10 protein-coding genes, 1 tRNA gene and 1 pseudogene are annotated in these 14,614 nt (G+C 42.7%); 2 read left to right on the forward strand and 10 right to left on the reverse strand.

Annotated features, from left to right (window positions below; all coding sequences use genetic code 11):
* Positions 1-247 (forward strand): substrate-binding domain-containing protein (locus AC075J_RS11525; protein WP_476390341.1); only part of this gene is annotated, 247 nt, incomplete at its 5' end.
* Between the two features lie 89 nt (positions 248-336).
* Here AC075J_RS11525 and AC075J_RS11530 read toward each other — a convergent pair.
* From AC075J_RS11530 to AC075J_RS11540, 3 genes are all read right to left on the reverse strand, one after another.
* Positions 337-1,239 (reverse strand): undecaprenyl-diphosphate phosphatase, encoded by a 903-nt coding sequence (locus tag AC075J_RS11530; RefSeq protein ID WP_476390344.1) that lies wholly within the window; start codon positions 1,237-1,239, stop codon positions 337-339.
* Positions 1,240-1,519: 280 nt separating this feature from the next.
* Positions 1,520-4,735 carry a carbamoyl-phosphate synthase large subunit gene (gene carB / locus AC075J_RS11535; RefSeq protein WP_022380221.1) on the reverse strand — a complete coding sequence of 1,072 codons (3,216 nt, stop codon included), beginning with the start codon at positions 4,733-4,735 and terminating at the stop codon, positions 1,520-1,522.
* Positions 4,735-5,811 carry a carbamoyl phosphate synthase small subunit gene (locus tag AC075J_RS11540; RefSeq protein ID WP_022380222.1) on the reverse strand — a complete coding sequence of 359 codons (1,077 nt, stop codon included), beginning with the start codon at positions 5,809-5,811 and terminating at the stop codon, positions 4,735-4,737. The genes carB and AC075J_RS11540 overlap by 1 nt, the downstream gene beginning before the upstream one ends.
* A gap of 411 nt (positions 5,812-6,222) precedes the next feature.
* Here AC075J_RS11540 and AC075J_RS11545 point away from each other — a divergent pair.
* Positions 6,223-6,306, forward strand: a tRNA-Leu gene (locus tag AC075J_RS11545).
* Positions 6,307-6,356: 50 nt separating this feature from the next.
* Here AC075J_RS11545 and AC075J_RS11550 read toward each other — a convergent pair.
* From AC075J_RS11550 to AC075J_RS11580, 7 genes and pseudogenes are all read right to left on the reverse strand, one after another.
* Positions 6,357-7,484, reverse strand: coding sequence for a hypothetical protein (locus tag AC075J_RS11550; protein WP_370864606.1), 1,128 nt, complete (start codon positions 7,482-7,484; stop codon positions 6,357-6,359).
* 155 nt (positions 7,485-7,639) lie between these two features.
* Positions 7,640-9,145, reverse strand: a complete 1,506-nt coding sequence (locus AC075J_RS11555) for a leucine-rich repeat domain-containing protein (protein ID WP_476390342.1) — start codon at positions 9,143-9,145, stop codon at positions 7,640-7,642.
* A 138-nt stretch (positions 9,146-9,283) separates the two neighbouring features.
* On the reverse strand, positions 9,284-9,871 hold the full coding sequence (locus AC075J_RS11560; protein ID WP_055059808.1) for a DUF7575 domain-containing protein: 588 nt from the start codon (positions 9,869-9,871) through the stop codon (positions 9,284-9,286).
* A 55-nt stretch (positions 9,872-9,926) separates the two neighbouring features.
* The gene (gene clpX, locus AC075J_RS11565) at positions 9,927-11,348 is read right to left on the reverse strand and encodes an ATP-dependent Clp protease ATP-binding subunit ClpX (protein WP_476390343.1); all 1,422 of its coding nucleotides are present in this window, start codon (positions 11,346-11,348) and stop codon (positions 9,927-9,929) included.
* Positions 11,349-11,561: 213 nt separating this feature from the next.
* Positions 11,562-12,977 carry a S1C family serine protease gene (locus tag AC075J_RS11570; protein ID WP_118566958.1) on the reverse strand — a complete coding sequence of 472 codons (1,416 nt, stop codon included), beginning with the start codon at positions 12,975-12,977 and terminating at the stop codon, positions 11,562-11,564.
* A 196-nt stretch (positions 12,978-13,173) separates the two neighbouring features.
* Positions 13,174-14,118: a glycosyltransferase family 2 protein gene (locus tag AC075J_RS11575; RefSeq protein ID WP_118566959.1), complete on the reverse strand. Its 945-nt coding sequence runs from the start codon at positions 14,116-14,118 to the stop codon at positions 13,174-13,176.
* Positions 14,119-14,206: 88 nt separating this feature from the next.
* Positions 14,207-14,614, reverse strand: a pseudogene (locus AC075J_RS11580) (LCP family protein); the annotation flags it as partial.

The raw sequence follows: 14,614 nt of genomic DNA on the forward strand, positions 1-14,614 counted from the left end.
ATCTGCTGTTTTTGAGCACAGAGCGAATGTTGCTTTTGGAGAAGAAATGATCGCACGTTACTTTCCGGGACTTGATTTCGTCCCTGTGACTGATATGCAGATGTATCTCGCAATTCCTGCGAAATCAGTGAAAAATCCGGGGTTCTCTGCTCTTGTGGAAATTGTACAGTCTGAAGATTTCAAAACTGAGATTCATCATCTGACAGGTTATGACACCTCTTATACCGGTGAAATGATCTGCATATAGGAATCCTGTAACATGATAAAAAGCCCTGCTGTCCGGGATATACGCTTATGACGTACATGCCGCTTATACAGCAAGGCTTTTCTTATGCATTAACCAAGAAGTGTTTTTCCGATAAAGTATCCAAGCACCAGAATACCAAGTGCGATTCTGTACCATCCGAATGCCTTAAAGTCATGTTTCTTTATGTATCCCATCAGGAATTTGATCGCGATAATGGAAACTACAAATGCTACTACCATTCCCACGATCAGGATCATCACCTCTGTTCCTGTGAAAGAGAAACCGAATTTCAGGATTTTCAGCAGACTGGCTCCGAACATGACCGGAATTCCCAGGAAGAACGTAAATTCTGCTGCTACTGTACGGGAGGTTCCTGCAAGAATACCTCCGATAATGGTGGAACCTGAACGGGATGTACCCGGAACTACGGAGAGTACCTGGAACAGACCGATGATGAATGCAGTCTTAAATGACAGATTTTCCAGATTTGTACAGGTTGGTCTTCTTCTCTTGTTATAATTCTCAATGACAATGAAGAGGATACCATATACGATCAGTGCAATGGCAACTACTACATAGTTATTAAATTTCTCTTCAATGACATCATTAAATGGAAGTGCGATAACAATCGTCGGTATACAGGCTACTATAATTTTAAACCAGAGTACCCATTTCTCTTTATCACAGAACTTCTCCACAAAAGTAAGAATTCCTCTGGATACTGCACCATGCCTGTTAAGCACTGCCTGCTGTTTCTTTGAAATTGGTCTGATATAAAACGGCCACAATTTGTTCCAGTAGAGAACTACAACCGCGAGGATCGCGCCAAGCTGGATCACTACGAAAAACAGATTCTTAAAATCCTCTGTCACATTCAGTTTCAGGAACTCATCCACCAGGATCATATGTCCGGTACTGCTGATCGGGAGCCATTCTGTGATTCCCTCTACAATCCCAAGGAAAATGACCTTTAACAGTTCAATAAAATCCATAATCTTTCCCTTCCTGTTTTCTTTTTTGTTGTTATTCTTATTTACAACGATTTTCAACCGGATCAGACAGGTTTCTGCCAGATAATAAGTAATGCAAAAGACCCACATATATCTATCTGACCCACTGTAAATACCCATATGATTATATTACACACCATGCCACTGATACAACTGTAATCTGTATTTTTCCTGCTGATTCTATAAGATAAAAACAGCCGCCTTTTCTCCGACAGAGAAAATTACGGCTGCTTTTCATCATTTCATATTATTTATCGGTTCTTTATCTTCTTGCAATCGTAGCAATATCAATAAGAGATAAATTGTTCAGATCTGTATTCTCAAGGCTGGTTGCCAGTGCTTCTGCTGTATCCAGAGAAGTAAGGACATTGACACCTGTCTCGATGGCGTTACGTCTGATGACGAAACCATCTTTCTGATGCTCTACGCCCTGTGGCGGAGTATCGATGACGACGTCGATCTTATGACCAAGGATAAGGTCCATAAGGTTCGGTGCAGGCTGCTCCAGCTTATTTGTACGGATAACTTTGATTCCGTTTTCTTTGAGGACTTTTGCAGTTCCCAGTGTAGCATAGATTCTGTATCCAAGTGCTTCGAATCTTCTTGCGATCGGGATGATATCCTGTTTGTCTTCGTCTTTAACAGTGATGATCATGTTTTTATGTTTCGGAAGACGGATACCTGCTCCGATAAATGCTTTGTAAAGCGCTTCATTGAATGTCTCAGCAATACCAAGGCACTCACCTGTTGACTTCATTTCCGGTCCAAGACTGATATCAGCGCCGCGGATCTTCTCAAATGAGAATACAGGCATCTTGATCGCATAGTGTTTTGCTTCCGGCTGAAGTCCCGGTTCATAGCCCATGTCTTTCAACTTGTATCCAAGGATTACCTTCGTTGCAAGAGGAACGATCGGAATTCCTGTTACCTTGCTGATGTACGGTACAGTACGGCTGGAACGAGGATTAACCTCGATCACATATACATCATCTCCAAGAACGATGAACTGGATGTTGATCATACCGATTACATGAAGTGCTCTTGCAAGACGTCTGGTATATTCTGCAATTGTCTCTTTTGCTTTCTCGCTGATGGTCTTTGCCGGGTATACAGAGATACTGTCACCGGAATGGATTCCGGCACGTTCGATATGCTCCATGATACCAGGAATCAGGATATCCTCGCCGTCGCATACTGCATCGACTTCGATTTCCTTACCCATCAGATATTTATCAACAAGGATCGGGTGCTCCTGTGCGATCTGGTTGATCACACCGATATACTCTTCTACGTCCTCATCGCTTACAGCGATTCTCATGCCCTGACCACCAAGTACATAGGAAGGACGAACCAGAACAGGATAGCCCAGCTCATTTGCTGCTTTCTTAGCTTCCTCAGCAGTAAATACTGTCTGTCCCTTTGGTCTCGGGATCTCACATTTTTCAAGAATCTCATCAAAGAGCTCACGGTCCTCTGCTGCATCTACGTTCTCCGCAGATGTTCCGAGAATCTTAACGCCCATCTTTGTCAGTGCTTCTGTTAATTTGATAGCTGTCTGACCACCGAACTGTACAACTGCTCCGTCCGGTTTCTCGATATTTACCACATTCTCAACATCTTCCGGTGTCAGAGGCTCGAAATACAGTTTATCTGCAATATCAAAGTCTGTACTTACTGTTTCCGGGTTGTTGTTGATGATGATGGTCTCATAGCCTTCTTTTGCAAATGCCCATGTACAGTGTACGGAACAGAAGTCGAACTCAATACCCTGACCGATACGGATCGGACCGGAACCAAGTACCAGGATTTTCTTTTTATCCGGTGTTGCTACTGCTTCATTCTCTGTGCCTTCATCGCCGTATACAGAATAGTAATATGGTGTTGCTGCCGCAAACTCTGCAGCACAGGTATCAACCATCTTATATGCCGCTTTAATCTGATATTCTTCACGAAGAGCTTTAATCTCTTCTTCTGTCTTGCCTGCCAGACGTGCAACGATGTAGTCCGGGAATTCCATGCGTTTTGCTTCAAGGAGAAGCTCTTTTGTGAGCTTTCTGGTCTTAAGAGCATTTTCCATGCCTACAAGGATTGCAATCTTATCGATAAACCAGATATCAATCTTTGTGATGTCGTGAAGCATGGACTGTGGCATACCACGACGGATTGCTTCTGCAATCTTCCAGATTCTGCGGTCATCTACGATTTCCAGCTCTGCAAGGAGTTCCTCGTCTGTAAGCTGTGTGAAATCATAGGACATCAGACTGTCTACGTGCTGTTCAAGAGAACGGATGGCTTTCATCAGGGCACCTTCGAAGTTATGGCAGATACTCATAACCTCACCTGTTGCCTTCATCTGAGTAGTAAGGGTTCTCTTTGCAGTAATAAATTTATCAAATGGAAGTCTCGGGATCTTAACTACGCAGTAGTCAAGCATTGGCTCGAAACTTGCATATGTTTTTCCTGTGATCGCATTCGGGATCTCATCCAGTGTGTAGCCCAGGGCAATCTTTGCTGCAACCTTTGCGATCGGGTAACCTGTTGCCTTACTTGCAAGTGCAGAGGAACGGCTTACACGTGGGTTTACCTCGATTACACAGTATTCAAAGCTGTCCGGTTTCAGAGCGTACTGAACGTTACATCCACCTGTGATTCCAAGTTCTGTGATGATGTTCAGGGCTGAAGTACGGAGCATCTGATATTCTTTATCTCCCAGTGTCTGAGATGGAGCAACTACGATAGAGTCACCTGTGTGGACACCAACCGGATCAATGTTCTCCATGTTGCAGACTGTGATGCAGTTTCCTGCACTGTCACGCATTACTTCATATTCAATCTCTTTCCATCCTGCGATGCAGCGCTCTACCAGAACTTCACCTACACGTGAAAGACGAAGACCATTCTCCAGGATTTCACGAAGTTCATATTCATTATGAGCGATACCGCCGCCGCTTCCACCGAGTGTGTAAGCAGGACGGAGAACTACCGGATAACCAATGGTGTTTGTAAATGCAAGACCATCTTCTACTGTTGTAACAACCTTGGATGCTGCGATCGGCTCACCGATCTTCTCCATGGTATCTTTAAATTCCTGACGGTCCTCCGCTTTCTTGATTGTCTGGGCAGTTGTACCGATCAGTCTTATATTGTGTTCTTTGAGGAAACCTTTCTCATCCAGCTCCATGGCAAGGTTTAATCCCGCCTGGCCGCCCAGTGTAGGAAGGACGCTGTCCGGTTTCTCTTTCAGGATAAGCTGTTCTACTACTTCTACTGTCAGAGGTTCGATATAAACTCTGTCAGCGATATCTTTATCTGTCATGATGGTTGCAGGGTTGGAGTTAAGAAGAACAACCTCAATGCCTTCTTCTTTCAGGGAACGGCATGCCTGTGTTCCTGCATAGTCAAACTCTGCTGCCTGGCCGATGATAATCGGGCCGGAACCAATTACAAGTACTTTTTTAATGTCTTTATTTCTTGGCATTATTTATTTCCTCCCATCATATCCATAAATCTGTCAAACAGGTAACTGGAATCCTGCGGTCCCGGGCATGCTTCAGGATGGAACTGTACAGTAAAGATATTCTTTCCTTCGTATGCCATACCTTCGTTTGTGCCGTCATTGACGTTAACGAATGCAGGTTTTGCAATGTTTTTCTCTTCAAGTCCCTCAGCATCTACTACATAGCCATGGTTCTGGGAAGAAATGTAAACACGTCCTGTTGCAAGGTCTTTGACCGGATGATTTCCGCCTCTGTGTCCGTATTTCATCTTATGGGTATCTCCACCTGTTGCAAGAGCCATAAGCTGATGTCCAAGACAGATTGCAAAGATCGGAACTTCAGAATCATATAATTTTTTTATTTCCTTTATAATAGAAGTACATTCCTTTGGATCTCCAGGGCCGTTACTTAACATAATGCCATCCGGATTTGCCTCCAGAATCTCTTCCGCAGGTGTCAGTGCCGGATAAATTGTAACCTCACATCCTCTTTCATTCAGGGAACGTGCAATGTTTCTCTTTGCTCCCAGGTCAAGAAGTGCTACTTTCGGACCGTCGCCTTTTAAAATCTCTTTCTCGCGGCATGTTACCTTCTCTACTACCTTACCTGTTGTATATGCTTTTAACTGGGGGATAATTGTATCTAAATCATAATTTTCATTGACGGTGATCATACCGTTCATGGTACCTTTCTCACGAAGGATTTTCGTTAAGGCTCTGGTATCAATTCCGGCAATACCTGGAATATCATGCTTTGTTAAGAAATGCTGAATCGTGTCCACGCTTCTGAAATTACTTGGGACACGGGATAATTCGCGGACAATAAAGCCGTCCACCCATGGCTTTGATGACTCCTGGTCATCATAACAGATTCCGTAATTCCCAATGAGGGGATAAGTCATACATACTGCCTGTCCTGCATAGGAAGGGTCGGTCATTACTTCCAGATAACCGGTCATGGAAGTATTAAAGACGATTTCGCTGATAACGTCTCTCGTTGAACCAATACTTGTACCTTTGAACACATGGCCATCTTCTAATATCAGAAATGCTTTCATACAATCTCCCTTTCTTATCTTTATATTGTGTCTATCACTTATTTTTTCCTAAATCTTCAAGATTGTATCACAGCAAAGTGCTTTTTTCAACCTTATAAGATACTAAAAATAATTAAGTTGATATTAAAAACTTTTTTGTAATTTCAGGCATATCCAATCACATGCATTCACTGCTTTCTCACATCCAAATACCTCTATAAAATTTAAATCATCCTCTTCTCTGTGCAACTCTACACCGGATAACTGCTCCGCAGTTTATCAGAAGAAGCTTACACTTCTACGTAACAAATTGTGCGTTTTGAGGATACTGTAAAAAAAATTAAAAAAATTTCAAAAAAGCTATTGACTTTTATCCATACATCGGTTATTATAAATGAGCAGTCGCGAGAGAGCGATTGATAAATAAGAAATGCAGAAGTGGCGGAATTGGCAGACGCGCAGGCTTCAGGTGCCTGTGGTAGCAATATCGTGTGGGTTCAAGTCCCATCTTCTGCATTATTTTTTTACTCAAAAAGGAAACTGATACAGTTTCCTTTTTTCTGTTCTTATGACACAAAAGACATCAGATAACGGTAAATCTTCCATGTGGTTTCATTATCGTAATGAGTTCCGTCTGTTGTCTTATATCCCTGCTTTTTCAGATAAGAATAAAGATCTGCATATTTCGCACCGGCAACTTCTTTTTTCATTCTGGCATTGAAATCTTCGATTTCCTCATTTGTTACATAAGGATCTTTGGTTACCTGTCCCACTGCCACAATATAAACATCCGCTCCCTGCGCTTTCCATTTTGGAATCTCCTCATTCAGCAGACTGATATAATTGGAAATATTGTATACATCATTGACACCAAGCCAGACAAAAATATCTTCATTTCCTTTCATCTGCTCCTGCAAGGTCTTCAGGGCAGTATCTCTAAGCCATTTATACCCCATCCCAACCTCACATATCCATGTGATATTATCGTTCTCCACAACATCTTTCATCATATCTGTTCTGGAATCTCCGATCATAATAGTCTTTCGTATTACCGTCTCCGTCGGATCACTCAGTTCAGAATATACAACATTTCCCTGGTTTCTCACATATGCCCGTATTCTGTAATAATAAGTCTTTCCTGAAACAGCACCTGTATCTGTATAACTGAATGTTGTATTACCGGAAACTATATTGATTCTTTTATATCCTCTGTCCTCGGATTCTGACCGGAATATCTGATATCCTTCTGCAGTTTTGATTTTTTTCCATTTGATCAGGGTTCCGCTTTCTTCTCTCACTCTTATCCGGGTGATCACAGGTTTTCCGGGAGCTGTTTTTATCTCCAGTGCTTTCGATGATGGGCTGTACAGAGTTTTGTTTCCCTGTTTCAGATAAGAACGTATCTTATAAGTGTAGAGCTTATCTTCAGAACCTGTCAGTGTAAAACTGGTAATGTTCCTGTTCTTGATCCTTCCAACACATTTGTATTTCCCGTAGGCTTTATAATACAGAAAAATCTGATAGCCGGAAGCCTTCTTTACTTTATTCCAGTTCAGAGTCACTCTGTTTCCGGCTGCTGTTCCGGACAATACCGGTGTTTCCGGTTTCGTAGATGCTGCAGATGCCGATACTGTTCCAAACAGCATTACCGCTATCAACCAAAATAAAGAGAAACTCTTTCTGATATATTTCACATGACATTCCTCCCATCTATAACAATTCATCTATAGCAATACCGGACTGTCCACAGTATTTTACGGAATTGCCATAATCAAAGAGCCGGCTCTGTAAAAGATATCTGCTCTCACATCGCCGGCTTGATTTTATACTGTTCTCAATTATTTTTGTATTATTTGACTTTCACGCTCTTCACTGCGCTGTAACCTGTATATACCTTTGCAGATCCTACCATCTTATATGCGCGTGCTCTGAAATAATAAGTTTTACCACTTGTCAGTTTTGTCTTATTTGCGGTCAGCTTTGTAGTTCCTTTTACAACCGTACCCTTCTGGGATTTCTTGGATGATCCACAGTAAACATCATATCCGTCTGCACCTGCAACAGCCTTCCAGCTTACGGTTGCCACACCTTTTTTGGTGGACTTCACAGAGATTGCCGGCTTTGTACCTGTTGCTGTAGCTTTCACTTCTGCGGAATTTGACCAGGATCTGAGGTTCTTATTGGCATCTTTTACCTGTACAGTTGCTGTAACTCTGTATGTGTAGACTGTTCCTGTAGAAATCACATTATCTGTGTAATCTTCTCCGAACTCTGCGTCAGCCAGATCACCATTATCCCATGTTTTAACAGTTTCATATGCACCGTTGCCTGTTTTCTTCTCCAGTTTGTAAGAAGCATCATCTGTACTGGAACCAACGTTTACCACGATCTGATCCCATGTTGCAGATGTGATGGATGCAGTTGCCTTCAGCATTTTGACCTTGGATGAAACCTTTGCATCACAGCTGAACTGCTGAGGTACGGCAATCCATTCCGGTGTAAAGTCAATAGAAGGTGTCTTACTCAGTGAGTTTCCGTCAAGGTATAAGGAAACTACCTGAGATCCTTCCTTGCTGTTTTCCAGTTTCAGATTTGTGATCTTATTGTTTCTAAGATCAAGGATTCCCTGAAATCCGGCACAGTTAAATGAAGTGATGGCATTATTGGAGGCATTGACTTCTGAAAGACTCTTTACATAATCAGTATCTCCGATGTTCAGTCCTGCATTTGCCTGTGTGGTAAATTTATTGGAGCTTGCATCTACGAAATCCAGATTCTTCAGATATTTCTTGGAAGGCATTACTACCTTTGTCAGTTTATTGCTTCCATACTTCACTACACGAAGATTTGTGCATTTGCTGAGATCCAGAGTTCCTGCAAGACTGTTATTACTCAGATTCAGATATGCAACTTTTGTATTCTTTGTAATATTTACAGAAGTAAGTTTGTTATTTGCCGCAAACAGATCTGTCGCATAGGTAAAACGTTCAATACCTTTCAGGTTGGAAATTCCAAGTCCTGAAACATCAATCGTCTTGGCTGCTTTGATCTCTGCCGCTGAAAGTTTCTTATCCTTGTCTGTATCAATATTGTCTAAAACATACTGGCGGAACTTTGCATCCGGGAAGTTCGCTGAACTGACTGCTACTGCTGATGATGCTTCAGCAGCATCGGACTGAAATTCAAATCCGTCCTCTACCTCCGGAGCTTCCTCTTCTGCTGAGCCAACAGACTGTTCTTCTACTGTTGATGTATCATCACTAAAATCAGCAGCCTGAACGCTGATACCAGAAGTCATCATAGCTGCACTGATCATTCCTGCGACTAATAACTGATTTAATTTTCTGTTTTTCATCTTTCCCTCTCCTGTTCGTAATTTTCATACCTTTTGATACGATATAAAATTATCATATTCCATATCAATTTGCAACATATTTTTAATTATACTGTAATTATCTGGTAAATCTGTAAAAATAATTTACCCTGCAGTTACTTACTTCTCTTCCATTGTTTCTTTTTCCACTGGTGTTTCTTCCACCGGCTGTTCCTGTGCTGGTTCTGTTTCTGCTGTTTTCTCTGTCTCTGGTTCTTCCGGCTGTAATTCTTCTGCCGGTGTTTCTTCCGGCTCATTACTCCCATCTTCATCTTCATCTGAAGATACAGTGTCATTTTCCACATTCTTCGCCGGTTCCGGAGTCGGGCATGACGTTCCGCAATACGGACAGAAACTTACATTAATATCTACCTCCCGCTCGCAGGACGGGCAGATTTTCTCTCCTTTCAGGTTCGCAGCATTATCCTTATACTCCCTGATTTTCAGATAATGCTGATCAATCTCCTGACATAAAGCACTTAACTCACTATCAATTCCATCACCCTGAGAATGTCGTCTGTAAACAATATCACCGATATCAACTTTGATTTTCTCAATAATGCGCTCTTCCCCTGTGATTTTACTTCTTATCTTCTGCGCCTCGATCGTCTGCTCTGCGCGGGCACCTAATTCTCTTGTTGTCTTTCCCAGTTCCTTCGTTGTTTTTGAAAATGTCTTAACTAATCCATCAAAAAAATCTGTTCCCATAATATTTACTCCCTTCCATTATTGTCCTCATAATGCAAGAACAAAACTATTTTAATTAATGACTACCCTCCAGCAGGATCGGCTCCTGTCCGCGAAGAAGGATCTTCGGACCACCGTTTCCTTCTATGTATTCTCTTGTGATCACAACCTCTCCTATGCTGTCATCTTTCGGAATCTCATACATGATATCCAGCATATACTCTTCCAGTATCGCGCGAAGTGCCCTGGCACCTGTATCTCTCTCCAGTGCTTTCGCAGCAATTGCATGAAGAGCCCCGTCTTCAAATTCCAGTTTCACTTCATCCAGTGCAAGAAGTTTCTGATACTGTTTAAGAATCGCATTCTTCGGCTCCTGCAGGATCTTCACAAGCATATCCTCATTCAATCCGTCCAGAGTAAAGATGATCGGAAGTCGTCCGATAAATTCCGGAATCATTCCAAAACTGCGGATATCCTCCACTGTTACTTTCTGAAGCAGATGAGGATCATTATCATATTTATCCTTCAGGTCTGCATAAAAACCGATAGATGCCTGCTTGTTCAGCCTTTCTTTAATGATATTCTCCAGATCAGGAAAAGCACCGCCACAGATAAACAGAATATTACGTGTATTAACAGTTACAAGCGGTACCATTGCGTTTTTGCTGTTTGCACCTACAGGAACTTCCACCTCACTTCCCTCAAGAAGCTTCAGCATTCCCTGCTGCACTGCCTCACCACTGACATCTCTCTGGTTGGTGTTCTTCTTCTTGGCAATCTTGTCAATCTCATCAATGAAAATAATACCATACTCGGCACGCTCCACATCATTATCTGCCGCTGCCAGAAGTTTGGAAACAACGCTCTCTATATCATCGCCAATATAACCTGCTTCTGTAAGAGAAGTGGCATCGGCAATTGCAAGCGGCACATCCAGAAGTTTCGCCAGGGTTTTAACCAGATAGGTTTTACCGCATCCGGTTGGTCCGATCATCAGCATATTAGATTTCTCAATTTCAATCTCATCCATTGTATCTGTTGCCACACGTTTATAGTGATTGTAAACCGCTACAGACATTACTTTCTTGGCTTTCTCCTGACCAATCACATACTGGTCAAGGGTTTCTTTGATCTTATGGGGAGCAGGAATATTTTTCAGATCCAGAACCGGTTTTTCCTGTTTCTTTTTCTTTTTTTCTTTCTTTGGCTGCTGCACCGGATTCTGGAAGCTGCCCAGATCGATCATACTCACATTCGGCATATTCAACAGGTCAGAATAATTGAACTTCCCCTCATTAAACTGCTGATTCATAGAATTAAAGCTCTTCTGCATACAATCTGTGCAGACATGTATGTTATTTGGAAGTTCGATCATCGGACCGGCCTTGCTCTCAGGTCTGCGGCAGAGAAAACAGAATTTTTCGGATTTGTTTCTCTTTTTCTCTGTATCTTCGCTGCTGTCTATTATTTCATCATCATCATTATAGTTCTCGCTCATAATGACTCCTTTCTATATCCTCTTATTCGTAACAGTACAGTGCTCTTGCAGGATAGCAGGCTGCTGGATCATTACGCTTATTTAACTGAATTATATCATACAATTCCCTTATAACAAAATGAAAGTTTTATAAACACAAAAAAGAATCTTGCCCGGGTTACTGTTCACTGATAATATATAAAAGACACCGCCGCATGGGCGATGTCTTTTGTTTTATTCATTGTCCGGTCTGGTGCCGAGAGTCAGCTCTACAGTATTTTCTTCATATTCCCCATTAGTGGCTCTTGCAATAACTGCCTCAATCTTCTCTCCCGATTTATAATACTGCAGCTTATCCAGCAGATCATCACCATCACTGACTTTCTGTCCGTCGAATTTTACGATGATGTCGCCTTTACAGATACCTGCCTCCTGTGCCGGAGAATCATCCTCCACACTTCTTACAAAGGCGCCTGTAGGCATATTATACATCTCAATTGCCTCTGTGGTCAGATTGGCAAGACTTACTCCCAGATATCCTTTTTTGCTGCTGTCTACTTTCTCCCTGGTCTCACGATTCATCAGTTCTTCCAGAATAGGCTTTGCCTTGGAAATAGGAATGGCATATCCCATACCTTCCACAGCACTGTCTGCGTATTTTGCAGAATTGATGCCAATCAGCTCGCCTTTCATATTCAAAAGTGCACCACCACTGTTACCCGGATTGATTGCCGCATCCGTCTGGATCAGTCCTGTACTGTTCGTTCCGTCATCTGTAGAAATCGTCCGGTTCAATGCACTTATCCAGCCTGATGTTACAGACTGACCATATCCAAGCGCATTACCGATCGCAACTACCTGCTGCCCTACTGCCAGATCATCCGAACTTCCTATCTGAGCAATCTTGATCTGATTTAAAGTGTCCTCAGGGATATCCGATTTCTTCACCGCAACTACTGCCAGATCATTATCAGCATCTGTACCCTTAATCTTGGCACTGACCGCATCCTCTACATTCAGATCTCCATTATCTCCCGCATTCACAGTCTCTGTCTCTGCATTTGCCACATCATCCCCGATAAAGCAGACACTCAGAGTTGTAGCTCCATCCACCACGTGATTATTCGTTGCGATCAGAAGCTCATCATCATTATCTCCAACGATAATCCCTGAACCTGTTGACGCACTCTTATATTGGTGGGAACTATATCCGAAAAAGCTTGGTATTTCCTGAACACTGACAGTAGTGATCGCAACTACAGAAGGCATGGAAGCCTGAGCCACTGCTGCTACTGTTCCATTCTCAGAGTCAGACAGCACCTTATCGGCAGTGCTGTCATCTGATGCCGTTTCCTGAAGATCCACACTGTCTGTAGTTTTAATCTGCACCGAAGACTTACCTGTATTCAGGAATCTGTCTGCTGCAAAATTTGCCGCCTGAAATACAACTGCCGCCACCAGGCCAAAGATCACAGCCAATGCGATTGTCACCCCTGCTTTTTTCTGAAAAGAATTCTGATTTCTTCTGTGTCCAGAGGGACCGGATGGTTTCAAAACAGTTCCCTGTTCTTCATGGAACTGATAATGTTCATATCTGGGCTGCTGACCGGAATCATCTGTTTTTTCACCCAGGTTTCTTTCATCATTCATGTAATCTGCTCCCTTCTGTTCCTGTATTACTGTTTATCGGAACACTCCCCGAAATAAACAATGATCTGTAACTGTTTTATTTCTGCACAGTTACAGCAATTCTTCTCCTGAACTCTGGAATCAGTATATCAATTAATTGTGTTCAAAATGTGACAATTATCGTAAATTGGCGTGTCTTAAGGTTATCCGCTTACCTTTATTTTCTGTTCCAGTAATATGGATTCATGGTACATGCAAGAACAACTTTCCGGGGAAGTTTTCTGTATCTTTTCCCCAGGAAATATCCTGCATATTTCATTCCGCTCTGCCAGATCAGCTGAGGGATCAGCCAGAAGTGTCCCGTCCTTATCAGATAGCCCAGGCTTCTTTTTACCAAACGGATTCCCTCTCCCTCAGAAGGTACTCCTTCAAAAATTTCCGGATGCTCTGCCTGGGATACTCCCAGATCGAAGTTTCTGTGAAACTGCTGCCTTCCGGAATAATTATGGGAATGATACACTCTCGCATCTGCCGCATAGACAACTGAATAGCCTTTCTGAATCATTGTTCCGGCACAGATCATATCTTCATTGAAAATCGCCCGCTCTGTAAAACCGCCTGTTTTCAGATAAATCCCTTTATCATAGGCCGCACACACATTAGAACAGAAATAGGTCTTGATCCCGTACTTATCAATATCAGCCAGCGACTTTACCGAGGACTGCTCCGGATAGTTAAAAGAACGGGTATAACGTTCCAGAAAGCGACAGTCTGCCCTGGGTAATTGTCTTGCATAGGCTGCTCCTGCACCCGGATTTTCACTGACAGCACAGACAAGATTTCCAATTACTTTTCTGTCAGCAGGGAGAGCATCCTGTGTCATAAAGATCATAATATCTGCATTCGAAAGTTCTGCTGCCCTTCTTCTGGTTCCGCCATGATCAAAATCCTTCTGTTCCAGGTGATGAACCTCAAGGGTCGGACATTTCTCCCATTCTCTGTTCCAGTACTGCTCTCCCGTATTCATAACCAGAATCCTGCGGGGACGGTATTCCTGTTCTTCCAGCCTGTGCAGCAGTTCTCCAAATTCTCTGCCGGGACGATAGGCTGGAATGATTACATCAACTGTCGCAGTGTCATTATATTTTTCCTTATGCGTCATCCTCAACACTCCTTATCTGAAAAGAGGACCATCCTTTCCAACAGATGGTCCTCTTTTCTATTATTTATATTTTTATAGCAGTTCCCTGTTACTGTTCTTCAAAACTTGCTCCGGAATCTGCTGCTGAATCATCGCTGAATCCATCGTCGCCGCCGGTCTCATCTCCACCGGTGTCATCGCCGCCGTCGTAATCTCCACCACCAGTGTCACTGCCGGTGTCATCGCCGCCATTATCATAACTGCCGTCATCACCACTGTTATCATAATCGCCACCGCCGCCATAATCTCCGCCGCCATTATCATAACCGCCATCATAACCGCCGTTATCATAATCATTGTCATAATCGCCGCTGTTATCCGTACTGCCGGATGTATTATCGCCGGACCATACAAAAGTGTCATTTGCATTTGTGGTATCAGTGTCCTGTGTCGTAGTCTTGGCTGCATCATCCAGCTTACTTTCTCCGCCGACGATCTCAAGTATCTTATTACTGCG

This window comes from Blautia sp. ZXY-1-C6 (genome assembly GCF_056339875.1).

Bases quoted from the DNA above. Each gene is read 5' to 3' on its own strand.
- AC075J_RS11530 (WP_476390344.1), bottom strand. From the start codon at position 1,239: ATGGATTTTATTGAACTGTTAAAGGTCATTTTCCTTGGGATTGTAGAG.
- AC075J_RS11560 (WP_055059808.1), bottom strand. From the start codon at position 9,871: ATGGGAACAGATTTTTTTGATGGATTAGTTAAGACATTTTCAAAAACA.
- carB (WP_022380221.1), bottom strand. From the start codon at position 4,735: ATGCCAAGAAATAAAGACATTAAAAAAGTACTTGTAATTGGTTCCGGC.
- AC075J_RS11575 (WP_118566959.1), bottom strand. From the start codon at position 14,118: ATGACGCATAAGGAAAAATATAATGACACTGCGACAGTTGATGTAATC.
- AC075J_RS11555 (WP_476390342.1), bottom strand. From the start codon at position 9,145: ATGAAAAACAGAAAATTAAATCAGTTATTAGTCGCAGGAATGATCAGT.
- clpX (WP_476390343.1), bottom strand. From the start codon at position 11,348: ATGAGCGAGAACTATAATGATGATGATGAAATAATAGACAGCAGCGAA.
- AC075J_RS11570 (WP_118566958.1), bottom strand. From the start codon at position 12,977: ATGAATGATGAAAGAAACCTGGGTGAAAAAACAGATGATTCCGGTCAG.
- AC075J_RS11540 (WP_022380222.1), bottom strand. From the start codon at position 5,811: ATGAAAGCATTTCTGATATTAGAAGATGGCCATGTGTTCAAAGGTACA.